Genomic DNA, 21,752 nt, shown 5'->3' on the forward strand with positions numbered 1-21,752 from the left:
CTGCTGTTACCTTGCTATAAATCTGCGGCGGTTGAGAACGCCTGGTACGCAAAACGCCCCGCCGCGAAGAGCCGCGACGGGGCGCAGACTTCACAACGGGGCGTTGAGGTTTTATAGATGCGGGCAGTGACTGGGCACTGTTACCGGCGGGGCACCGCTAGTGGCCGCAACCGCAACCGGCGCCGGAACGCTTGACCGATGCGGCCGCCGCACGCAGGGAGGCGATTGCCGCCTCCGGACCGCCGAGCGCCTCGTCCACACCGTAGACCGAGCTACCGGCAACAAAGCAAGTTGCGCCCGCCTCCGCGGCACGCAGGATGGTCTCTTCGGTGATGCCGCCGTCCACCTGCACGGTCACCGGCAGGTTCGCGCCCTCAATCGCCTTGGCGGCGCGGGCAATCTTCGGCAGGGTCACGTCCAGGAACGCCTGGCCGCCGAAGCCGGGTTCCACGGTCATGATCAGCAGCATGTCCAGTTCGCTGAGCATGTCCAGGTAGGGTTCCACGGCGGTTGCCGGACGCAGCGCCATACCCGCCTTCGCACCCTCAGCACGCAGGGTGCGCGCCAGCTTGATGGGGGCGATAGCCGCCTCCGCGTGGAAGGTCACCGATTCGCAGCCCATGCTGGCATATTCGGGTGCCCAACGGTCGGCGTCCTCAATCATCAGGTGCACATCGAACGGCACCGGGGAGATTTCGCGCAGACGCTTGACCACCGGCGGGCCCCAGGTGAGGTTGGGGACGAAGTGGTTGTCCATCACGTCAATATGCGCGGCGTCTGCGGTGGAAATGCGCTCCAGCTCGCGCTGCAGGTTCGCGAAATCCGCCGAGAGAATCGACGGGTTAATGGCAATACCCATGGGGTTCCTTTCAAATCCGTGCCGTATGGCCAGTGATGCTAGGCGGTGAAGCGGCTAGTTCTTACGCAGCAGGGCGAGGAACATGGCGTCGGTTCCGTGCACGTGCGGCCACAGCTGCGCGGTGGTCGGGTTCTCCGAAGCCTTCACGACCGGCGCACCCTTCTTGACCTTGATCTCGGGGGTGTGGCCGGGGTCCTTCTCCCCCGCCAGCACGCTCACGGGTTCGCCGTTCGCGCCTTCGGTGTGCAGGGCAACTTCGCGCAGTGCTGCGGCGGAGTCGAGCAGGCTGACCGCGCCGCTTTCGAGCACCTCGGCAACAATGTTCTGGGTTTCTGCCGCGTGCGGGGAGCAGGTCACGTAGGCGATGACGCCGCCGGGGCGGGTCGCCTCAATGGCTGCGTCCAGGAGCTGACGCTGCAGGGGCAGCAGCTCGGCAATATCGCGCGGGGACTTGCGCCAACGCGCCTCGGGGCGGCGGCGCAGGGCACCCAGACCGGAGCAGGGCACATCCACCATGACGCGGTCGAAAAGCTGACCGGGTTCAATGAATCCGGGCAGGTCGGAGGCATTCTTGCGCAGGGTTTCGCGGATCTGGCGGCCGTCGCCGGTGAGTACCGTGTAGCTGTCCTCGGGCAGGGGGCGCATGGAGGATTCCACGAGCTGCGCGCGGTGCGGTGCCGCCTCGTTGGCGACCAGGGATGCGCCGCGCTGAATACCGAGCGCGCCGAGGAGCGCCGCCTTACCGCCGGGGCCTGCGCACAGGTCGAGCCATGCGGTGTCGGTGCCGTCCAGGGGTGCTGCGGCGAGCGCGCGTGCCACCAGCTGGGAGCCAGCATCCTGCGCGCGGACGGTGCCTTCACGCACGGATTCCAGGCGCGCCAAGTCGCCGGAGGCGTACAGCGCCGAACCTTCAACCAGCTCGCCGTCGACGGCGCCCTGTTCGCGTGCCTCGTCGAGGCTACCCAGGCCGGGCAGCGCAACCAGGTTCACCACGGGGGCGAGGTTGTCCGCTTCGAGCAGCTGCTCAATTTCGGAGGCGGGGCGGCCGTGCGCGACGAGTGCCTGGCGCATGGAACGCACAATCCAGCCGGGGTGCGAGGCGAGCAGCGCCATGCGTTCGGTGTCGTCCTTCGCGTCCTCGATGATGAGTTCGTACCACTCTTCGGGGGTGCGCTCGGAGACACGGCGCAGCACCGCGTTGATGAAGCTTGCCGGGCCCGCACCGATCTTTTCGCGTGCTAGGGACACGCTCTGGTTCAGTGCCGCGTGGGCGGGAACGCGCATGTTCAGCAGCTGGTGCACGCCCATGCGCAGCACAATCAGGGTGGTGGTGCCGACCTTCTCGATGGGGCGGTCTACGCAGCGGCTGAGGATTGCGTCGTAGGTGCCCTGGTGGCGCAGCGTGCCGTAGGTCAGCTCGGTTGCAAAGCCTGCGTCGCGGTGGTCGAGGCGGTGGCTACGAATCGCCTTGGGCAGCACGAGGTTCGCGTAGGCGTCAGATTCCGCCACGGAGCGCAGTACGTCGAAGACGGTTGCGCGTGCGGTGTCTGCGGTACGCGAGCGTGCGGAGGGTGCCGCCGCGGAGAATTCGCGGGCGGACATGGAGCGGCGGTTGCGTTCGTGGCCGCTCTTATTGCGCTGGGAGGTGCCGCCGCCACCGCGTTTGGTGTCGTCGTGCTCGGTCTTGGCGCGGCGTGCGGCGCGTTCGACGCTGGTCAGGCCGTCAAAGCGGCGGCCGGTACGCGATTCGCTGCGGGAGTTGTCGTCCCACTTCTGCGGGCGGCCCTGCGAGCTTTGATTCTGCGAGCGCTGGTTCTGAGCGCGCTGGGAATTCTGGGACTGCTGGCGGTTCTGCTCGCTCACACCAGAACTCGAGCCGTTGCCAGCGCCGGAGCGGCGACGACGCTTACGCTTCGCACCGCCCTCACCCTGACCGCCGCCCTGATTGAACTTACCCTGACCGCTACCCTGGCTGAACTTGCCGTTGCCGGGCTTGCCATTGCCAGCGTGACCGGGCTTGCCGTGTCCTCCCTTGTAGGGGCGCTTTTCGTTGCTCATGCGAGTACCACCAGGCCTTCCGCCATGTCCTTGCCAGCGCCGCGAGCCCACGCGGGCGCATCCATCATTTTCTTGCCGGCAGGCTGAACCTGCAGCAGCATCAGGGGTTCGGTACCGGTGCCGACCAGTACCTTCTTTGCGTGCAGACGCACCGCACCGGGTGCGAGGGGGCCGCCGTTTGCCTCGGTCAGGGACTGCACCAGGCGCTCGTCGGCAACCGCCAGGCCACCGATCTTGAAGCGGTTTTCGCCCAGTTCGCACCATGCACCGGGTTCGGGGGTCACGCCGCGGAAGCGTGCCAGGATTTGCTCGGCGGGTTCGGTCCAGGTGAGGCGGCCGTCGGCAATGCTCATCTTGGAGGCGTAGCTGACCGATTCGTCCTCGATCTGCACGGTGCCGTTCTCGCCCGCTTCGAGGCGTTCGAAGGTGCGTTCAAGCAGTGCGCCGCCGCTGGTTGCGAGGCGCATCAGCACGGTGCCTGCGGTGTCGTCGGCGGCTACGGGGGTGGATTCCTGTTCGAAGGTGGGGCCGGTGTCCAGGCCTTCTTCGAGCAGGAAGGTGGTGGAGAAAATTTCCTGCTCACCTGCGATGAGGGCGCGCTGCACGGGGGCGGCGCCGCGCCATGCGGGCAGCTTGGAGAAGTGCAGGTTGACCCAGCCGTAGCGCAGGGATTCGAGCGCGGGCAGCGGCAGCAGGGCACCGTAGGCGACCACGGCGGCTGCGTCAGCGTTCAGTTCGGCGATGGCTGCGGCGGCTTCGTCGTTCCAGCGGTTTGCCTTCACGATGGGCAGGCCGAGCTCTTCGGCGCGCTGCGCGACCGGGGAGGGGGTGAGCACGCGCTTGCGGCCCACGGGGGCGTCTTCGCGGGTGAGCACGCCGACCACGCGCACCTTATCGGAGTTAGCCAGGTAGTCGAGCGGGGGCACGGCAACGTCGGGGGTGCCTGCGTAAATGATGTTGAGCATGTGAGCCTACTTTCCGAAGCTACCGAAGGAGGAACCAGCAGAGCCTGCACCGAACGCACCGCCGCCGCCGAAGGCGCCGCCCACGCGGGTTGCACGCTCGGTCACGGTCTTCGCGGCGACAGCGTTGTAGTCTGCGGCACGCAGGGCACGCATCACGCGCTGGCGGTCTTCACCCACGAGACGGTCGATGAACAGCTTGCCGTGCAGGTGGTCGGTTTCGTGCTGCAGCATGCGCGCAAACAGGCCCTCACCCTCCAGCACGAGGGGTTCGCCGTGGCGGTCCACGCCGGTCACGCGCGCCCAGTTCTTGCGCGGGGTCGCGGACTTCTGACCGGGCACGGACAGGCAGCCTTCGCCGCCTTCCTGGTCTTCTTCGCCGACTTCGAGCACGGGGTTGATGATGTAGCCTTCGCGGTCGTCAATGCCGCCGAAGGTGAAGATCTGCTTGGAGATGCCAACCTGCGGGCCCGCGAGGCCCACGCCGCCCACGTCGTACATGGTTTCTAGCATGTCGTCGATGAGTCGTGCCAGGTCGTCGTCAAAGACGGTGATGGGGTCGCAGACGCTACGCAGCACCGGGTCGCCCACGGTGCGGATGCTCAGGATGGTCATGGTTCTCCTCTGCCGGCAGGTGCCGGGAATGTGCTTACGGATTTCAATATGGCGGCAGAACTGCGCTGGTAGAACCTCGCGGGTGAAACCGCGCTGGCGGACTCTCTCGGCAGGAGGGTTCTCCCAGTAGCGGGTTCTTCACAGCAGGTGCGCGGGCGCCGTTCTGCCTATTTGTTCTATTGTCGCCGATTCGGTAGCGCGAATCTAGAACGAATCGAGGCGCTGGGGGTGGAGGCGGCAGGGTGAGGGCTGAGCCTCACCTCCCCACACTCATCTCCCCGCGCTCACCTCCTCAGGGGTTTGAGCCTCTCCCCTACGCCCGCTACTGCCCTATGCCGCCCAGTCTTCTAGTCGGCGGGGGTACTGGTCTATACCGCGGGCAGGGGTACTGGTTTATGCCGCGGGCGGCGGCACTACGGGCATGAGCGCGGGGTCTTCAAATTCTTGAACCTGGCGGTCGAATTCCCAGACGCGGCGCAGGGCGCAGAACTTGTACCAGTTGCGTTCGAGCACGGCGGGGTTCGCCTGCTGCGGCAGCACCTGCGTTTCGCCGAGTGCCACGCCCATGAGGACGGGCGCGTCGCCGTATTTCCAGGGTTCCCAGGTGCCTTCGTCGGGGTCAACGATGGATTCTTCAGCTTTGAGTCCGGCGACGAGCTGCATGACGACTTTCTCGTCGAGTGCTTTGACGCGGCCGCGTTTGTCGGTGCCTTTGGTTTTGTAGTCGATAATGCAGGTTCGGCCCGCGATTTCTGCGACGAGGTCGAGGGTGCCCGCGTAGCCGACGGTGTCGTTCCAGATGGTGACTTCGGCGGCGAGGGGGCGGGGTTTGAAGGCTTCCCACCATTCGTCGAAGCGGTCGGCGTAGGCTTGTTCGCCGTTGATGATGAGCTGTTCGCGGCTTTCGTCGAGGTTGTGTTCGCGTCCCATGGCGCGTAGGGCGACGGCTTCGGCGTAGTTGTGGACGCGGTCTCCTCGGGCGGCGGCTGCGTCGCGGTATCGTTCGGAGGCGCTGGCTGCGTCGCGGATGATGGCAAATTTGAGGCCGTGGGATCCGGTGGCGCGGTAGGCGCGCTGGTCTTCGAGGGCGGCCTTGGCGGCCATGTACCCGTGCCAGCCGCTGAGGTCGTTGGCGTGCTGTCCGATGACGGTGGTGATAGAGGGGACGAGGGGGTCTCCTCCGCGGACGCGCGCGTACATGCGTCCGTAGTCGGTGGCGGTGGCGAGTTCGGGCGTTGTCACGGGGTACCTCATTCTCGGGTGGTTGTGTCCGCTGCGGTGGACTGTTGCCGGTGGGTTTGACCCGGTGGGCATAATAAAACCCCCGTTCCTTGAAACGGGGGTTATTGGTGCGTGATACTGGGTTCGAACCAGTGACCTCTTCGGTGTGAACGAAGCGCGCTACCACTGCGCCAATCACGCTTACGGATAAGACTATACCGAGGCTTGGCGTGAAGGTCAAATTTTGCGCTCCCCTTTTTTCTTCCTGTTTCTTTCCCGCCGAGAAGCCACTTGTGTTTCGAAAAGCCACAAAAATGGTGGCTTTTCGAAACACTTGTGGCTTTTCGCTGAGTATGCGGCGGCACCATAGAATCTGGGCTCAGTTTTGCCCAATAAACAAATAAACCCTCAGCCAGAAGACTGAGGGTTTATTTCTAGTGTGACCCCAACCGGATTTGAACCGGTGTTGCCGCCGTGAGAGGGCGGAGTACTAGGCCGCTATACGATGGGGCCGCAACCTCCGTTAGGAGGTTAGCTGGGATACCAGGACTCGAACCTAGAACAAAGGAACCAGAAACCTTCGTGTTGCCAATTACACCATATCCCATTACTCTATTGAGTTACCGTTCCGTTTTTTACCTTTCGGCTTTTCACCGGAACGAGTAATAACTATACGGGTCTTCCTGGAGGCGTGCAAGCCGAAATCTGGAGAGCCGCCTCACATTCACGGTTTTACACCCGCTACTTCCGCGTGTTTCCGGGGTTTTTGGAGTTAAAAAGTTTTTTAAATTTCTTCAAAAAGAGGGTTTTGGGGCCGATTTTCACCCCACAAAGCAGCTCCGAGGTGGCTCAGAGAGCAGTTTTATCCTCGCCCCTGCACGCTTTGTGTCCCAAATTTTTTGAAGATTTTTTCCTGCACTACCTCCTGGCTGCCAGATGACCAGACAGTCAGGTCGTTAGATAGCCCGGCAGTCAGATAATCAGATAGCCAAAGCAGTCCGGCGGCCAACCCACCCAAGCAACCACCTCGGGAAAGCCCCCCTGCCCTGCACCTCCAAAAACTAAAACCCCGGAGACAACAAAAACCAGAGACAACGAAAAAGCCCCGAGGCGAACCTCGGGGCTTGAGTGGAGCGGTTGACGAGACTTGAACTCGCGACATCCACCTTGGCAAGGTGGTGCTCTACCAACTGAGCTACAACCGCATGTTTTCGCTTTGAACTTTTCAGTTCGTCGCAACAACAGGTACTACTATACGAGCCTTTGCCGGGGTGTGCAAACCAAATTCTTGCCATATTCCCCAAAATGGAACCAGATTTACCCCCATAAAACATACTGACTAGTAGTTTTACAGGAAGCACCCATCACAAAAAATATTCTCAAATTTATGAAAAATCCCCTTATCCGCCGGGTTTCCTTCAGGCCTTTCGGCCGTCTGATTCCCGCTGGATAAGGGGATTCTCTAGAGCTTAGTCGCTACTACCGCCAGAGTCGCCTCCACCGGAATCGCCGCCGCCAGAGTAGTCGGAGCTGCTGTAGCTGCTGTAGTCCGAGCTGCTGGAGCTTCCGGCGTCGAAGTCGCCTGCGTCCGGGTCGGGGCCCGGGTCCACGAAGTCGTCTTCGTCGTCCTCTTCACGCGAAGAGTCCGAGGTGTCTACGCCGTCAGACGAACTGCTGACGTCGCCGCCGCGGGCGTGCCGTGCCTGAGCTTCTTGAGCGTTCAGGGCGGCGCGCGCCTCGAAGTAGGCAGTCACGTATCCGAAGGCTGCCGCAACGACAACAGCGACCACCATCAAGACGGACTTGTCCATGTTGGCGATGTACAGAATCAGCCAGATAATGCAGGCGTTGGTAAGCGCCATGAGGGTGCCCTTGAGTAGCGCCTTCCCCATAATCGATTGATTCATGGCTAGCTCAGTTCAGCGGCAAGCTTGCGCAGGCGTGCGAGGGAGGATTCCTTGCCCAGGATTTCCATGGATTCGAACAGGGGCGGGGAGATACGCTCACCGGACACTGCGATACGCACGGGGCCGAATGCGAGGCGCGGCTTGATTTCCAGGCCATCGACGATTGCGGCGCGCAGGGCTGCCTCGATGTTGGCTGCGGTGAAGTCCTCGAGGGGCTCCAGAGCTTCGATTGCGGCGGCGAGGACCTGCGGTGCGGATTCCTTGAGCTGCTTGCGTGCGTCGTCTGCGGTGCTGATTTCTTCGTCAGCCTTGAAGAGGAATGCGAGCAGGCCGGGTGCTTCGCCGAGCAGCTGCATACGCTCCTGGACGAGGGGTGCAGCTTCGGTGAGGACCTGCTCTTCACGCTCGGTGAGGGTTTCGCCGAGTACGCCTGCTGCCTGCAGGTACGGGATGAGGCGGTCGCGGAAGTCCTTGGGGTCGAGCGCACGGATGTGGTCGCCGTTGATGGACTCGGCCTTCTTCACGTCGAAGCGTGCGGGGTTGGCGACAACGTCGTGTACGTCGAAGTGCTCGACGAGCTCGTCGATACTGAAGACGTCCTGGTCTGCGGAGAGGGACCAGCCCAGCAGGGACAGGTAGTTCAGCAGGCCTTCCTTGATGAAGCCGGAGTCGCGCAGCAGGAAGAGGTTCGACTCGGGGTCGCGCTTGGAGAGCTTCTTGTTGCCCTGGCCCATGACGTAGGGCAGGTGACCAAATTCGGGGATGAAGGTGGTCACGCCGGTGTCAATGAGTGCGCGGTAGAGCGCAATCTGACGCGGGGTGGAGGAGAGCAGGTCCTCACCGCGCAGCACGTGGGTGACGCCCATGAGCGCGTCGTCGACGGGGTTCACAAAGGGGTACAGCGGGTCGCCGTTGGAGCGGACGACCACGTAGTCGGGTACGGTGCCTGCCTTGAAGGTGATTTCACCGCGAACGAGGTCGTTGAAGGTGATGTCTTCGTCGGGCATGCGCAGACGCCAGACGGGCTTACGGCCCTCGGCGCGGTAGGCTTCCTTCTGCTCTTCGGTGAGGTTGCGGTCGTAGTTGTCGTAGCCGAGCTGCGGGTCCTGACCGGCTGCCTTGCGGCGTTCCTTCACCTCGTCGGGGGTGGAGAAGTCTTCGTACACGTAGCCGCCTTCAACGAGCTTTTCGAAGATCTCGTTGTAGATGCCTGCGGTCTTACGCTCGGACTGGCGGTAGGGCTCGTGGGGACCACCGACGCCAACGCCTTCGTCCCAGTTGATGCCGAGCCAGTGCAGGGATTCGAGCACCTGGTTGAACGACTCTTCGGAGTCGCGTGCCGCGTCGGTGTCTTCGATGCGGAAGATCAGCTTGCCGCCGGTGTGGCGTGCGTACGCCCAGTTGAAGAGGGCGGTGCGGACCATGCCCACGTGCGGGGTGCCGGTGGGCGAGGGGCAGAAGCGGACGCGGGTGTCTGCGGGGCTGTTGAGTACGGGACCGTGGTATTCGGTCATGATGTCTCCTTGACGGTGTGTTTCAGGATGTACGTTACGTTTTTGGGTGCGGGCTGTTTAGTCGCGCACGCGGGTGACGAGGGAGCCGATGCCTTCGACTTCGACCTCTACTTCGTTGCCGTCGCGCAGTACGCTGATGCCGGCGGGGGTGCCGGTGAGCAGTACGTCGCCGGGCAGCAGGGTGAAGATTTCGGAGGCTGCGGCAACCTGCTCGGCTACGGAGTAGTGCATTTCGGAGGTGTTGCCTTCCTGCACGACGTCGCCGTCAACCCAGGTGGTGATGTTCAGCGAGTCGGTGTCCAGGTCGGTTTCAATCCAGGGGCCGAGCGGGGTGGATCCGTCGAAGCCCTTCGCGCGGGTCCACTGGCGGTCTTCGAGCAGGTCGCGGGCGGTGAGGTCGTTGGCTACGGTGTAGCCGAAGATGACCTCGTGCACGCGCTCGAGCGGCACGGACTTGGCGATACGACCGATAATGACGGCGAGTTCACCTTCTGCGCTGACGGCTTCGGAGTACTCGGGCAGGGTCACGGGGTCGCCGGGGCCAATCACGGTGGTGTTGGGCTTGAGGAAGAACTGCGGGGAGGCGGGCGCCTCGGTTCCAGCCCAGTTTGCGATCGCTCCAATCACCTTGGAGCGGGGAATAATCGGGGCGAGCAGACGCACCTGGTCGATGGGGTAGGTGGTGCCGGTCGGTTCGATACCCGAGTAGAAGGGGTCGCCGGCGAGTACGCGCAGGGTTTCTTCGCCTGCGTCGCCTTCTACCAGCCCGAAGTGGAGCTCATTATTTACGGTAAATCGTGCAATACGCATACTTTCTAGGGTACCAGCCTTCGAGGGCGGAATTGGCGGGGCAGGTTTTAGCGGGCACAGCGAATCCCCGCGGGTGTGCGTTCCGGGTGGGAGCGCATCCTACGGGGATTTCGCGTGAAAGATTAGATGAGGCGGGTCATCCAGCCGTGGCGGTCCTCAACGGTGCCGAGCTGAATACCGACGAGCTCTTCGCGCAGGCTCTTGGAGATTTCACCGAAGTGCTCGGTGGGTGCCGGGATTTCGAAGTCTTCTGCCTTGAGCTTGCCGATGGGTGCGACCACTGCTGCGGTGCCGCAGGCGAAGATTTCGGTAATGTCGCCGTTTGCCACGCCTTCACGCCATTCGGTGAGGGTGATTGCGCGCTCTTCGACGGTCATGCCGCGGTCCTTGGCGAGCTGAATCAGCGAGGAGCGGGTCACGCCCTCCAGGATGGTGCCGGTCAGTTCGGGGGTGACGATCTTGTTTTCCTTGCCGAAGACGAAGAAGACGTTCATGCCGCCGAGCTCTTCGATGGCGTCGCCGCGGTGCGGGTCCTTGAAGATGACCTGCTTGCAGCCGTGCTTTTCGCCTTCGGTCTGGGCGATCATCGATGCCGCGTAGTTGCCGCCGCACTTTGCCGCACCGGTGCCGCCTTCGCCTGCGCGGGCGTAGGTGGTGGAGAGCCAGATGTCTACGGGTTCGGGGGTACCGAAGTAGTTACCTGCGGGCGAGCCGATGACGTGGTACTGCACGTGCTTTGCGGGGCGCACGCCGAGGTACGCCTCGGTTGCGATCATGAAGGGGCGGAAGTAGAAGGCTTCACCGTCGCCGGTGGGTACCCATGCTTCGTCTGCCTTGACGAGTTCGCGCAGGGATTCGACGAACAGTTCTGCGGGCAGTTCGGGCAGGGAGAGGCGGTGTGCGGAGCGTGCGAAACGTTCTGCGTTCTTTTCGGGGCGGAAGGTCCATACGGAGCCGTCAGCGTGGCGGTAGCCCTTGACGCCTTCGAAGATTTCCTGGCCGTAGTGGAAGACAGCGGAGGCGGGATCGAGGGTCAGCGGGCCGTAGGGGTGAACTCGTGCGTCGTACCAGGTGCCGCCGGTCTTGTAGTCACCCTCCCAGTCGATGGTGACCATGTGGTCGCTGAAGTAGTCACCGAAGCCGGGGTTTGCGAGGATTTCGGCGCGGCGTTCGGCGGTGGCGGGTGACTGGTTTGCTTCGTGGCTGAATTCGGTTGCCATCGTTCTGCGTTCCTCTTCGTCTAGTTGCCTCTGTGGGCGTTCTTTGAGTGGCGGTTCTCGCGGCGGGGCGAGGGACCGGTGTGTGCCGCCGGGCGCGTTGTCGTGCGGGGCAGATGGTGCATCTAGCGGTCTGTGCTAGTCGGATGCATCAAAGCTAGTGGTGGAGGGTGTCCACCGCCGAAGTGCCGGGCGGGTGTGCCTGACCTGTTTTAGAGTACCGGAAAGATGAGTTTGCCGCATGCGCACCTTTTCTGCCATTCAAGATGTGAACAAGTGGGATTCGTGCGGGCTTGTTGGAGGTTAGGCATCGGAGATCTCCTCCCCCATCTTTTGTAGCTAGGTACAGGTGAAGCCCGGAAGGTGTGTTCCTTCCGGGCTTCCCTAGCGTTTTTATTCAGCGCTCATGCTGTCATGAGCGAGTTTTAGCCAGCTGAGCTTAGCCGAGGCGTGCGAGCACGTCCGCGCCCACCTGATCGGTTCCGCGTACGCTCGCACCGTTTTCGCGCATATCTGCTTCGACGGCGTCCTCAATGCGGGCTGCGGCTGCATCGTGGCCGAGGTGGCGCAGCAACATCGCACCGGCGAGGATTGCGGCGGTGGGGTTTGCCTTGTTCTGGCGGGCGATGTCCGGTGCGGAGCCGTGAACGGGCTCGAACATGGAGGGGAACTCGCCGACGGCGTTGATGTTGCCGCTTGCCGCGTAGCCGATACCGCCGGTCACTGCACCTGCGAGGTCAGTGATGATGTCACCGAAGAGGTTGTCGGTGACGATCACGTCGAAGCGTGCGGGGTCGGTGACCATGAAGATGGTGGTCGCGTCAATGTGCAGGTAGTCGGTCTCAACCTCGGGGAATTCAGCCGCAATTTCGGTGAAGTAGCGGTTGTAGAGGCGACCCGCGTGGGTGAGCACGTTGGTCTTGTGCACGAGGGTGACCTTCTTGCGGCGGGTGGACGCCAGCTCGAAAGCGTAGCGCACCAGGCGCTCCACACCGTGCGCGGTGTTGAGGGAGACTTCGGTGGCAATTTCGTGCGGGGTGCCCTGGCGAATCACGCCGCCGTTGCCAATGTAGGGGCCTTCGGTGCCTTCACGCACGACGACGAAGTCGATGTTGCCGGGGTTGGCGAGCGGGGAGACTGCACCGGGGTACAGGCGGGAGGGGCGCAGGTTGATGTAGTGGTCGAAGGCGAAGCGCAACTTCAGGAGCATTTCGCGTTCGATGAGACCGGAGGGAATCTTGCCGCTGCGCGGGTCTGCACCGATGGCGCCGAAGAGGATCGCGTCGTGCTTCTTGAGGGCGTCCATGGTGGAGTCGGGCAGGGTTTCACCGGTTTCCAGCCAGTGCTCGGCGCCGAGCTTGTAGTGGGTGGGGGTTACGGTGATGTTTTCGAGCTCGCAGGCGCGGGTGAGGATGCGCTGGGCTTCGGTAATGATTTCGGGGCCGATGCCGTCGCCGGGGATGACGGCGAGGTCGATGCTACGTGCTTCAGTCATGCCTCTACCGTAATACGCGCCGCGGGTGGGCGGTAGAGTGCGCGGGCGGGTTCTCAGACTCTGGGCTAGACGACGTCTGACTAGCTGTAGCTCCTGCCGTGCCACTCCCCTACCCTTCTGGTTCGACCCGGTGCCCACTGGCTTCTGAGGTTCTGGATTCTGGGGTGTTCAGCTCCTGCCGGTTAAAACAATATTCCCCGGCTGATAATTCAGCCGGGGAATATTGTTATGAGTTCTCACTCAGCGTGAGGACCCTATGCGCTACTGCTATTAGGAGCGGGTGCAGAGGGTAACCTTCACGTAACCGGGGTTACGAACGCCGGACTGCTTTGCAGCGTTGTTAGCGGAGGAAATCTCACCATTGGGAACGGTGGGGGAAACGTAGGAGCCACCTGCGCCACCTGCGCCTGCCTGCAGCAGTGCGCTAACGTTCTGGCGGTATCGAGTGGGTTCTTCGTTAGCGTTCCACTTCTGGGAGGTAATGATAGCGGAGAGACCGCGAGCAGCACCGGAGCCACCGCCACCGTAACCTGCACCACCGCCTGCGGAGACAACGGTCTGGTAACCGTTGAAGGACTTGCGGGTGTCGCTTTCGCTGTAGGGGCGCTTTTCGTTGAGGTTAACAGGGTTGGTCTGGTGAACGATTTCCAGCTTGGAAATGTCGTTGTTGTCAATCTGGTAGGAGTATGCGAAGACGCCGTCTGCACCCTTACCGTCGAAGCCGGAGCCACCCTTGTCGCCAGCAACGGAGGAGCTGAAGAGCTCCTGCTTGTTCTGGCTGGTGAAGCCCAGAACACCGTAGACGTTAGCCTTGTCGTTGTACAGCAGGGGCTGCTCGCCACCTGCGCCACCAACGCCGCCGTTACCACCCTTACCACCGGCAACCTTCATAGCGGTACGCTCAGAGGCGTGCGGCTTCAGAACGGTGTAGTGAGAGACGGAGGTCTCAGCGTCGCCACCGGCTGCTGCGGATGCGCTTGCACCTGCGGGCAGAACGGACTTAACCGCGGTGTCACCCAGGCTGGTGGTGGAAGCGTTGACTGCCTTGGGGTTGTAGAACGGGCTATTTGCGGGCATGTTGTTGGTACCGGGCTGGGTACGGATACCCGCACCGCCACCGCCACCTGCAACAGCAATCGGGGTGCCATCAATAACCAGAGCGGAGGAGCCACCGCCGGAACCACCGTAGAGGTAACGCTTCATATCGGAAGGCATGGGCGCGATAGCTTCAACACGAGCCTTAGCGTCTGCGGGAACGGGCTGTTCGTTGACGTCACCACCGTTACCGTAACCCTTACCACCGGTTGCGGGGCGGGTCTGCCAAATAGCCGCGCTGTCAACGCCGGGCTCGGACGCCAGGTAAGCTACACCACCGGCAGCTGCGACCAGCTCAACAACCTGGCCTGCCTTGACGGGGATTTCACCGGTCACGAGAGCGCCGGAACCACCAGCAACCTGAGCGGAGCCGCCACCTGCGCCACCAGCAACCTCGAAGCGGAGCTTGTCGACCTTAGCGGGAATAGTAATCTTCAGAGTGTCGCGTGCACCGGAGGGCTGACCGGAGATGCTGTAGTTTTCGGTGGAGTTCCACTCACACTCGGTGGAGGAAGCAAAAGCGGGAACTGCAGCGGAAGCTGCGACAACCGGAGCAGCCCATGCTGCGCCAGCTACAACCTTGCGGCGAGAAATGTTAGTAGACATGTATGTCCTTCGAGAGTGATGTCATTTTGAGGAATAAAAGTTATCACCCGCCGTCGTGCGCGGCGAAGAACGTCACCTGATGAGATTCGAGTGAGTGAAGTAGGCTTGCGCCTAACCTCTGGTGATAACGACATAATGCTGTAACCGGTCCCCTATCATAGGGACTTTCGCGCTTCAGAGCTCTTGGTGTTCGCTCTGCGAGGTCTTGCCTCATGGACGCAGAATTTCGGTACGGCTAAAACTATACCCACCAAGGACCCGTACCGCAATGGTTCCAAAAATGGTTTGATGAGGGGGTTTCCCTTAAACTCTCCGCCTTGATTGAAGGTTTTTCAACCAAAATCGGTTACTTAAGGGAGTTTCAAGTCTCTTAAACCTAAATTCGAACCCCATATAACCCCAAACTCTCAAGTTTTAGTTGAGGGAATATTTTTCGAAAAAGTAACCAAGGTCACTAAAAATAGGTGTTTTCGGCGTGTCATACTCACTCAAGCACACAACTCCACACACAAACCCACAGAATATTCCTGCACGTGAGAGCAAAAAAGAGGCTCACAATCCCTCACAAACACCCCCGATACACTAGAACTATGCCCCTCAAGCACACCGAACCCCAGAAGAACCCACAACACAGCACAGCAACAGCCGAACCCGGCTACGCCGTAACGCATACCCTCGGCATCTCAGAAAGCAGCGACCTGCCCGCCGACGCAATCACCGCCTCCAGCCGCGTGCAAAGCTACCTCCGAGACAAACGCAGCTGGATGAACGTTATCGTCGTTGCACACATGCAGCTCTTCTGCTGCGTGCTCTCCGTTGCCTTCGTCAACAGCTACGGTTGGATCCCGGTCATCTCCGCGGTCTGCAGCACCACCGCACTCTACTTCCGCTACCGCTTCCCCTACGGAAGCATCTACGTGGTCATCGCGGCGCTCTGCCTCACCTTCCTGTCGCCCTTCCCCGATTCACTCGCCCTCACCTGTTACCCGCCGGTCAGCCTCGCCGCCTACCACACCGGCAGGCACTGGACCCGCCACGCCCGCTTCCGCGCCCTCATTCTCGGCTGGGTCGGCGCACTCGCCGTCACCGTACAGGCCTCACTCTCACTCCTCTACCACTGGGACGACGTACCCGCCCGCATCTTCATCTCCCTGATGCTCGGCGTGCTCTGCGGATCCATCTTCACCGTCTTCTGGTTCCTCGGCGACTCCCGTCGCATGCGCGAACTGCGCAGCGAAGAATTCGAAGAACGCGCCCGCCGCCTCGAATACGAGCAGGAACAGGAACGCCGCCTTGCCGCGCAGGACGAACGCACCCGCATCGCCCGCGAAATGCACGATATTGTGGCGCACTCGCTCTCCAGCATTATTTCCCAGGCGGATGGGGCACGCTACGCCGCCGCGAGCGCCCGCACCGCACGCGCACAGCAGGCAGAGCAACCGGGTCAGGCTCAGCAGAGCGAACCGGATATTGCCGAGCAGACCCTCGAGCTCATCGCAGACACGGCACGAGACTCCCTCACCCAGATGCGCTCCCTGCTCGGGCTACTCCGCACGGACGAGGCAACCGCCTACGCACCCGTGCCCACCCTCAGCGATGTGCCCGCCCTCGTGGAGCAGAGCCGCCGCGCCGGGCTACCCGTCACCTTCACCGGAATCACTGGCACCATGGCGCGCACCCTGCCGCAGGGTGCCGAGCTGGCGGCGTACCGCACCGTGCAGGAGGCGCTCACCAACGCGCTCAAGCACTCCCCCGGCGCCGCAACCACCGTCACTATTCACTGGGGCGAGGACGGTCTGCACTTGTGGGTACATAACGGCCCGGTTTCCTCTGCCGCGGCTCAGCACATTGCCCGCCCTGTACCCGGTAGCGGCAACGGTCTGCGCGGCATGAGCGAGCGCATCGCCCTCTACCACGGCTCACTCACCTACGGTCTGCAGCCTGACGGCGGCTGGCTCGTTGAGGCGGCGCTGCCCTACCGCGACCTCTAATACCCGTGCCCTCTACTACCTCGTGATCTAGGATTGAAACTATGTACTCTTCTGCACCACAGACCACCCAGCCAATCCGCGTGATGCTCGTTGACGACCAGCGCCTGGTTCGCGGCGGCCTGAGCATGCTCGTCAACTCCCAGCCAGACCTGCAGGTCGTTATGGAGGCTGATGACGGTCTGGCGGCGATTGACGTTTTTGACCGCATGGTGTCTGAGGGGCAGGCGCCGCAGGTCATCCTCATGGATGTGCGCATGCCGCACTGCGACGGGCTGGAGGCGGCGCGCCGCATTCTGGAGCGTGACGGCGAGCGTGAAGTTTCCGAGGATGAGCGGGTGCGCATTATTATGCTCACGACCTTCGATATTGATGAGTACGTGTATTCGGCGGTGCGTGCGGGTGCGAGTGGTTTCTTGTTGAAGGACACTCCGCCGGAGCAGCTGCTGGAGGCGATTCGTACGGTGCACCGCGGCGATGCGGTGATTGCGCCGTCTGCGACTCGCCGTCTGTTGGAGCAGATGATTCCGGTGCTGGACTCCCCTGCCGGTGTTCCTTCCGGTGTTCCTGCCGCGCCTGTTGCTGAGTCTGTTCCTGCTATTCCCTCGGCTACGGGTTCTGAGCTTCCTAAGGCGACGTTCATTCCGGCTGAGCATGCAAGCCCGGCTAATTCTTCTTATCAGAGCGAGCCTGTGCAGGATTATCCGCATCGTGAGTTGATTGAGCAGTTGTCGCCGCGTGAGTTTGAGGTGCTGGGTTTGATTGCGCGCGGCTTGTCGAATGCGGAGATTACGCGGGAGTTGGTGCTTTCGGAGGCGACGGTGAAGACGCATGTGTCGCATGTGTTGGCGAAGTTGGGTGCGCGTGATCGTGTGCAGGCGGTCATTATGGCGTATGAGGCGGGTATCGCCCACTAGCACTCTCCTGCGTTTGCTCCCCTTATATAGGGCACAACAGACTAGAGGACACAGTGAAGTCCCGGCGGGCGCCTCCTGATCGAGGCACCCTCCGGGGCTCTTTAGTTAAGTAGTTTCTTGTATCTCGTCGATGATTTGTTCAAAGTCGCTCATCAGCTCAGGCAACTTCTTATAGCGGTAGCTCCACCATGTCAGGTTCTGCCTCCGCATAGATGCGAGGGCGCAACCGGGTGACCATATCAACGCTACGGCCGGTCAACTGTTCAATGCGGTGCTGAGCATCCACCATCTGCATGAACTCGTCAAAAGGGGCTACACCCGGCATCTGCACCAAAAAATCCAGGTCGCTGGTTTCGGTCAGCTTACCGCGGGCGGCGCTGCCGAAGAGTCGGGCACGGCGCACACCAGCGTCACGGAGGATCTGAAGAACCTCCGCTTCATGGGGTAGCGTGTACCCGCGACGCAGATTGGGGTGGCTAGTGCTCATACACCCATCATACGCGCAAAGCCATGCTACAGGTCAGCTCCAAGAATCTGAGAGCACAAGCACGGCAGACTAGAGGACACAGTGAAGCCCCGGAGGGCGCCTCCCTTATCGGGGCACCCTTCCGGGGCTTTCTCACGCCGAGTATCCGGGTTTGCCGGGTACTGTGACTATGCCAGGTACAGCGGGTTAGCCGCGCATACCCTCAACCGGGGACATGCGAGCCGAACGAGCCGCCGGCAAAGCCGAAGCCAGCATCGCGGCGAGCACACCCACAACGAGGATGACCACGTACCAGACGTACGGCAGGTCAAGCACCAGCGGGGCGGAAGCACTCATGGAAGACATAATAATCTGCGCCGAGAGGCTACCAATCACCGCACCGGAAACCATACCGAGCACCACAGCGGCGAGCGTAATCAGAATCGCCTCAATGGAGATCATGCGGCGCAGCTGCTTGCGGGACAGACCCAGCGAGCGGAGCATCGCGTTCTCGCGGCGGCGTTCGTTGACCGACAGGGTCATCGTGTTCGCCACACCAATGATGGAGATGACCACTGCGAGCATGAGCATCACCAGGGTGAAGGTCAGCATAACGGTCAGCAGCTGGTCGTAGGTCTGACGTTCCTGCAAGCCACCGGTGAAGGAGCTGTCAGGGCTGGCTCGGTTCAGGTCAGCCTGCAGGGTCGCGTTCTCGCTACTGGTCAGCGGGGAGGCGGCGCGCACCAGAACGACGGTGTCGTTACCGGTTGCCTGGCTGGTGACGGTCAGGTGAGCTGCCTTCGTCTGAGCTTCCTTGTCACCGCTGGCGATTGCTTCTTCCAGGCGCTTCTGAGCTTCCTCAGCGGCAGGGTTAGCAACCTTTTGCGGGTTCTTGGCGTCCTGCAGCTTGGCGGCGGTGGCAGGGTTGACAATCAGCAGGTTCTGCTTGGTTGCGGACTTGACGGGCTTGAGTTCCACTTCGCCGAGCGGGCCGTGTGCCTTCAGACGGCTGGACTCATTCAAACCAGCGGACTTCCAGAGGCCCTGCGGTACGAGCACGGTGTCGTCGGCAAGGTTCGAGTTTTCGCCCGGCAAGATTGCCTTCAAATCGGAGGAGCTCAGCGCCACCAGGTCGGAATTCTGGTTGGCGGTCTGGCCTTCGTACTCGACGGTGTAGTCAACCACACCGGCTGCGTAACCGACGGCGGATGCCTGAACGTTCTTAATACCCTTGACCTTGGAGGCGATTTCCTCCGCCTTGGTCACGGTGGAGGCAGCCTCGGACTGGTCGTACGAGCTGTACTTTGCCTGCGCAGAAATCGGGTACTGCTGATCCAAGGCTTTGGTCAGCGAGGCGCTCAGCACCGAGTAACCGGTCAGCACAGTCGATACGACCAGGGTACCCACCAGCACGGCACGACCGGTGGAGACGGTGCGCTTGGGCGAACGCAGCGCGTTGGCGAGCGCCAGCTTGCCGGTCTGGGTGCGGGTGACCGTGCCGAGGGCACGTACCAGCGGCGGCAGTACCAGCGGGGTGAGGAGGAAGACCGCAATACCGAGCAGCAGCGCGGCCCCCATCATGAGAAGGATGGCCTTATTGCCGGCGCCCTCACCGGAACCCTGGTTCTGAGCCAGCATAACCAGGCCGATACCTGCGGCACCGAAGACCAGACCCAGGATTGGGCCAACCTTGCCGGGCTTGCGCACCTCAAGGTTGGTGTGCTCGCTCATCGCGCTGATGGGCGAGATGCGCAGGGCGCTTCGTGCCGGGGAGAGCGACGCCAGAACCGTCACGATGGTGCAGAGGAGCACACTCACCAGGATCGGGGTAATCGAGTACGAAATCATGATGGTGGTGAGGTTTGCACCAACCAGCGCGCCAACCGGGTAGGTCAGCAGTGCACCGATGAGGGAGAACACCACGCCCACGGTAATGGATTCGATGAGTAGCATCCGTACGAGGGAGCCGCCGCGGGCACCGAGGGTGCGCAACAGAGCCAGTTCACGGATGCGCTGGCCGACCAGCACCGCAAAGGTGTTGGAGATGACGAAGGAGGAAACCAGCAGAGCCAGTGCCGCGAAGGCACCCAGGACCACGCTAATGGAGGTGAAGACCGTGGAGAGGGTCTTCTGGTAGTCCTCCAGCAGCTTCTGACCGGTCATGACGCGCGGGTCGTTCTTGGTGTCGCCGCTGCTGAGGGTATCCTGCAGGCTCTTGAGCTTGGCGTCGGTTACGCCGTCCTTGAACTTGAGGTAGATGAGGTTCGCGCCAGCCATGCTTCGGTAGCCTGCCGCGGAGCTCTTGTTTTCTGCCTCGGATGCCTTCAGGGCGGCTTCGCCGAGGCTGGTACCGCCAATGAAGACAGCCTGGTTGGTGGTGGAGCCTTCAAAGCCGGGGTCGAACAGGCCGACGACGGTGTATTCGGCGGTCTTATCAGTACCGGGAGCACTAACGGATTCCACAACGTCGGTGCTGGTGACCTTGCCATTCAGCGAGAGGTTGTGCTTCTTCGCAAAGTAGGTAGAGACCATGATTTCGTGGTCGCTACTGGGGATTTTGCCCTGCACCTTGTACGGGAAGAGGCTCGAGTCGGCGGGCAGCTGGTTGTACTGCACGGGGGTTTTCTGGTCGCCGGTACCGATCGAACCCGTGACGGCGTACTGCACCCAGTAGCCGGAGAGCAGGTCGCTCTGCTCTACCTTCTGGATCTGGTCGCGCGTCAGGTAGATGGCGGTGCTGTCTTTACCATCGTAGGTGGTAGCGGCGGAGGCGACGACCGCCTCGGCGCGGGAGAGCACGTCACCGACGGAGGAGTTGACGGTCGCCTGCAGCGAGTTGGTGAGCATCATAATGGCGGCGATAAAGAAGGATGAGATCGCGATGCCTATGCCCGTGAGAATGTATTTTCCTTTGGAGGCGCGCAGATTGGAGCGCGCCACCGTGTTCAGTGTGGTTGCCACGGCTTATCGACCTTCCAGCTGTGCCATTGCGCCGAGCACGGCGTCGTAGGTGGGTTCGATCATTTCGCCGGCGACCATGCCGTCCTTGATGAAGACCACGCGGTCTGCGTAGGAGGCGGCGTTTGCGTCGTGGGTGACCATGAGGATGGTCTGTGCGTGGTCGGTTGCGGCGGCACGTAGCAGGCGCAGCACCTCGGCGCCGGAGTTGGAGTCGAGGTTACCGGTCGGTTCGTCGGCGAAGACCACTTCGGGGCGTGCGAGCAGGGCGCGCACGATGGCGACGCGCTGCTGCTGACCGCCGGAGAGCTGTTCGGGGCGGTGGTCGAGGCGGGTTTCCAGGCCGAGGGTCTTAACTAGGTAGTCGCGCCACTGCGGGTCCGGCTTCTTACCGGCAAGGCCCAGGGGCAGGTCAATGTTCTGGCCCGCGGTGAGGGTGGGCACCAGGTTGAACGCCTGGAAGATGAAGCCGATGTGTTCGCGGCGGAATTCGGTGAGGGCGTTGTCCTTCAGACCGAAGAGCTCGGTACCGCCAATACGGATGGAGGTTGCCGGGTTCGGGTCGGGGGTGTCCAGGGTTGCGATGGTCTGCATCAGCGTGGACTTACCCGAGCCGGAGGGACCCATAATGGCGGTGAACTTGCCCTGCTCAAAGTCGACGGAGACGTTGTTGAGGGCGTGGACGGTGGCTTCACCCATGCCGTAGGTTTTGGAAAGGTTTCGTGCGGAGACGGCGGGCTGTGCCGTCTGTGCGTGAGGAGTTGTAGTAGTCATAGTTCAATTATTTCACGCAATGTGGCGCTGACTACTGGGTTTTTATCATCCTCGAGGCTGATTTTGGCAGGTGTTCACCGACTCTTGACCTGCAGACGCAGGGGCTATTGCTAAGCCCACGGGCTGAGATGCGTCTGAGGCGGCAGGAACGGGAATCCGGCCTCATCCTTAAGTATGAGTGGCGGTTCAGCCAGGGCTACTACCCCACGCGCAAACCTACCCCTACGTACATACAGAAAGCCCCCGGCTCCTCCCCCATTGAACTGCCTCCCGTTTCTTGGACAACAAAA

Annotated in this window: 16 protein-coding genes and 4 tRNA genes; 2 read left to right on the forward strand and 18 right to left on the reverse strand. The window is 62.0% G+C overall.

Annotation, left to right across the window (positions count from 1 at the left end; translation table 11 throughout):
- Positions 1–157 precede the first annotated feature (157 nt).
- From rpe to HMPREF2749_RS03530, 15 genes are all read right to left on the reverse strand, one after another.
- Positions 158–859: a ribulose-phosphate 3-epimerase gene (gene rpe / locus HMPREF2749_RS03460; RefSeq protein ID WP_070593436.1), complete on the reverse strand. Its 702-nt coding sequence runs from the start codon at positions 857–859 to the stop codon at positions 158–160.
- Positions 860–913: 54 nt separating this feature from the next.
- Entirely contained in the window at positions 914–2,917 is a 2,004-nt protein-coding gene (locus HMPREF2749_RS03465) for an RsmB/NOP family class I SAM-dependent RNA methyltransferase (RefSeq protein ID WP_070593437.1), read from the reverse strand.
- Complete coding sequence (fmt, locus tag HMPREF2749_RS03470) at positions 2,914–3,882, reverse strand: methionyl-tRNA formyltransferase (RefSeq protein ID WP_070593438.1); 969 nt, start codon at positions 3,880–3,882, stop codon at positions 2,914–2,916. Before fmt ends, HMPREF2749_RS03465 begins: the two co-directional genes overlap by 4 nt.
- A 6-nt stretch (positions 3,883–3,888) precedes the next feature.
- Complete coding sequence (gene def / locus HMPREF2749_RS03475) at positions 3,889–4,494, reverse strand: peptide deformylase (protein ID WP_070593439.1); 606 nt, start codon at positions 4,492–4,494, stop codon at positions 3,889–3,891.
- Between the two features lie 393 nt (positions 4,495–4,887).
- Positions 4,888–5,736: a PD-(D/E)XK nuclease family protein gene (locus HMPREF2749_RS03480; RefSeq protein WP_070593440.1), complete on the reverse strand. Its 849-nt coding sequence runs from the start codon at positions 5,734–5,736 to the stop codon at positions 4,888–4,890.
- 105 nt (positions 5,737–5,841) lie between these two features.
- A tRNA-Val gene (locus HMPREF2749_RS03485) sits at positions 5,842–5,916 on the reverse strand.
- A 239-nt stretch (positions 5,917–6,155) separates the two neighbouring features.
- A tRNA-Glu gene (locus tag HMPREF2749_RS03490) sits at positions 6,156–6,228 on the reverse strand.
- Positions 6,229–6,250: 22 nt separating this feature from the next.
- Positions 6,251–6,322, reverse strand: a tRNA-Gln gene (locus HMPREF2749_RS03495).
- 522 nt (positions 6,323–6,844) lie between these two features.
- A tRNA-Gly gene (locus tag HMPREF2749_RS03500) sits at positions 6,845–6,920 on the reverse strand.
- A 264-nt stretch (positions 6,921–7,184) separates the two neighbouring features.
- Positions 7,185–7,622 carry a hypothetical protein gene (locus HMPREF2749_RS03505; protein WP_070593441.1) on the reverse strand — a complete coding sequence of 146 codons (438 nt, stop codon included), beginning with the start codon at positions 7,620–7,622 and terminating at the stop codon, positions 7,185–7,187.
- A 2-nt stretch (positions 7,623–7,624) separates the two neighbouring features.
- A complete protein-coding gene (gene gltX / locus HMPREF2749_RS03510; RefSeq protein ID WP_070593442.1) occupies positions 7,625–9,136 on the reverse strand; it encodes a glutamate--tRNA ligase in 1,512 nt (503 codons plus the stop codon).
- Between the two features lie 57 nt (positions 9,137–9,193).
- The gene (locus tag HMPREF2749_RS03515; protein ID WP_005507404.1) at positions 9,194–9,946 is read right to left on the reverse strand and encodes a fumarylacetoacetate hydrolase family protein; all 753 of its coding nucleotides are present in this window, start codon (positions 9,944–9,946) and stop codon (positions 9,194–9,196) included.
- 122 nt (positions 9,947–10,068) lie between these two features.
- Positions 10,069–11,166, reverse strand: coding sequence for a branched-chain amino acid aminotransferase (locus tag HMPREF2749_RS03520; protein ID WP_070593443.1), 1,098 nt, complete (start codon positions 11,164–11,166; stop codon positions 10,069–10,071).
- A gap of 436 nt (positions 11,167–11,602) precedes the next feature.
- On the reverse strand, positions 11,603–12,658 hold the full coding sequence (locus HMPREF2749_RS03525) for a 3-isopropylmalate dehydrogenase (protein WP_070593444.1): 1,056 nt from the start codon (positions 12,656–12,658) through the stop codon (positions 11,603–11,605).
- 270 nt (positions 12,659–12,928) lie between these two features.
- Positions 12,929–14,359: a hypothetical protein gene (locus HMPREF2749_RS03530; RefSeq protein WP_049342141.1), complete on the reverse strand. Its 1,431-nt coding sequence runs from the start codon at positions 14,357–14,359 to the stop codon at positions 12,929–12,931.
- Positions 14,360–14,949: 590 nt separating this feature from the next.
- Between HMPREF2749_RS03530 and HMPREF2749_RS03535 the strand changes: the two genes are divergently transcribed.
- Positions 14,950–16,350, forward strand: a complete 1,401-nt coding sequence (locus tag HMPREF2749_RS03535; RefSeq protein WP_210395315.1) for a sensor histidine kinase — start codon at positions 14,950–14,952, stop codon at positions 16,348–16,350.
- 41 nt (positions 16,351–16,391) lie between these two features.
- Positions 16,392–17,264, forward strand: a complete 873-nt coding sequence (locus HMPREF2749_RS03540; protein ID WP_070593446.1) for a response regulator — start codon at positions 16,392–16,394, stop codon at positions 17,262–17,264.
- A 169-nt stretch (positions 17,265–17,433) separates the two neighbouring features.
- On the opposite strand, the gene HMPREF2749_RS03545 is transcribed toward HMPREF2749_RS03540, so the two are convergent.
- The 3 genes from HMPREF2749_RS03545 to HMPREF2749_RS03555 form a co-directional block, all read right to left on the reverse strand.
- The gene (locus HMPREF2749_RS03545) at positions 17,434–17,751 is read right to left on the reverse strand and encodes a nucleotidyltransferase family protein (RefSeq protein WP_070593447.1); all 318 of its coding nucleotides are present in this window, start codon (positions 17,749–17,751) and stop codon (positions 17,434–17,436) included.
- Between the two features lie 186 nt (positions 17,752–17,937).
- Positions 17,938–20,691: an ABC transporter permease gene (locus HMPREF2749_RS03550; RefSeq protein ID WP_070593448.1), complete on the reverse strand. Its 2,754-nt coding sequence runs from the start codon at positions 20,689–20,691 to the stop codon at positions 17,938–17,940.
- 3 nt (positions 20,692–20,694) lie between these two features.
- Positions 20,695–21,462 (reverse strand): ABC transporter ATP-binding protein, encoded by a 768-nt coding sequence (locus tag HMPREF2749_RS03555; protein WP_012903286.1) that lies wholly within the window; start codon positions 21,460–21,462, stop codon positions 20,695–20,697.
- Positions 21,463–21,752 lie beyond the last annotated feature (290 nt).

This window comes from Rothia sp. HMSC075F09 (genome assembly GCF_001810515.1).
Classification (GTDB): domain Bacteria; phylum Actinomycetota; class Actinomycetes; order Actinomycetales; family Micrococcaceae; genus Rothia.

Excerpts from the sequence above, each read along its gene's own strand:
- rpe (WP_070593436.1), bottom strand. The coding sequence starts at position 859 with ATGGGTATTGCCATTAACCCGTCGATTCTCTCGGCGGATTTCGCGAAC.
- HMPREF2749_RS03465 (WP_070593437.1), bottom strand. The coding sequence starts at position 2,917 with ATGAGCAACGAAAAGCGCCCCTACAAGGGAGGACACGGCAAGCCCGGT.
- fmt (WP_070593438.1), bottom strand. The coding sequence starts at position 3,882 with ATGCTCAACATCATTTACGCAGGCACCCCCGACGTTGCCGTGCCCCCG.
- def (WP_070593439.1), bottom strand. The coding sequence starts at position 4,494 with ATGACCATCCTGAGCATCCGCACCGTGGGCGACCCGGTGCTGCGTAGC.
- HMPREF2749_RS03505 (WP_070593441.1), bottom strand. The coding sequence starts at position 7,622 with ATGAATCAATCGATTATGGGGAAGGCGCTACTCAAGGGCACCCTCATG.
- gltX (WP_070593442.1), bottom strand. The coding sequence starts at position 9,136 with ATGACCGAATACCACGGTCCCGTACTCAACAGCCCCGCAGACACCCGC.
- HMPREF2749_RS03515 (WP_005507404.1), bottom strand. The coding sequence starts at position 9,946 with ATGCGTATTGCACGATTTACCGTAAATAATGAGCTCCACTTCGGGCTG.
- HMPREF2749_RS03520 (WP_070593443.1), bottom strand. The coding sequence starts at position 11,166 with ATGGCAACCGAATTCAGCCACGAAGCAAACCAGTCACCCGCCACCGCC.
- HMPREF2749_RS03525 (WP_070593444.1), bottom strand. The coding sequence starts at position 12,658 with ATGACTGAAGCACGTAGCATCGACCTCGCCGTCATCCCCGGCGACGGC.
- HMPREF2749_RS03530 (WP_049342141.1), bottom strand. The coding sequence starts at position 14,359 with ATGTCTACTAACATTTCTCGCCGCAAGGTTGTAGCTGGCGCAGCATGG.
- HMPREF2749_RS03535 (WP_210395315.1), top strand. The coding sequence starts at position 14,950 with ATGCCCCTCAAGCACACCGAACCCCAGAAGAACCCACAACACAGCACA.
- HMPREF2749_RS03540 (WP_070593446.1), top strand. The coding sequence starts at position 16,392 with ATGTACTCTTCTGCACCACAGACCACCCAGCCAATCCGCGTGATGCTC.
- HMPREF2749_RS03545 (WP_070593447.1), bottom strand. The coding sequence starts at position 17,751 with ATGAGCACTAGCCACCCCAATCTGCGTCGCGGGTACACGCTACCCCAT.
- HMPREF2749_RS03555 (WP_012903286.1), bottom strand. The coding sequence starts at position 21,462 with ATGACTACTACAACTCCTCACGCACAGACGGCACAGCCCGCCGTCTCC.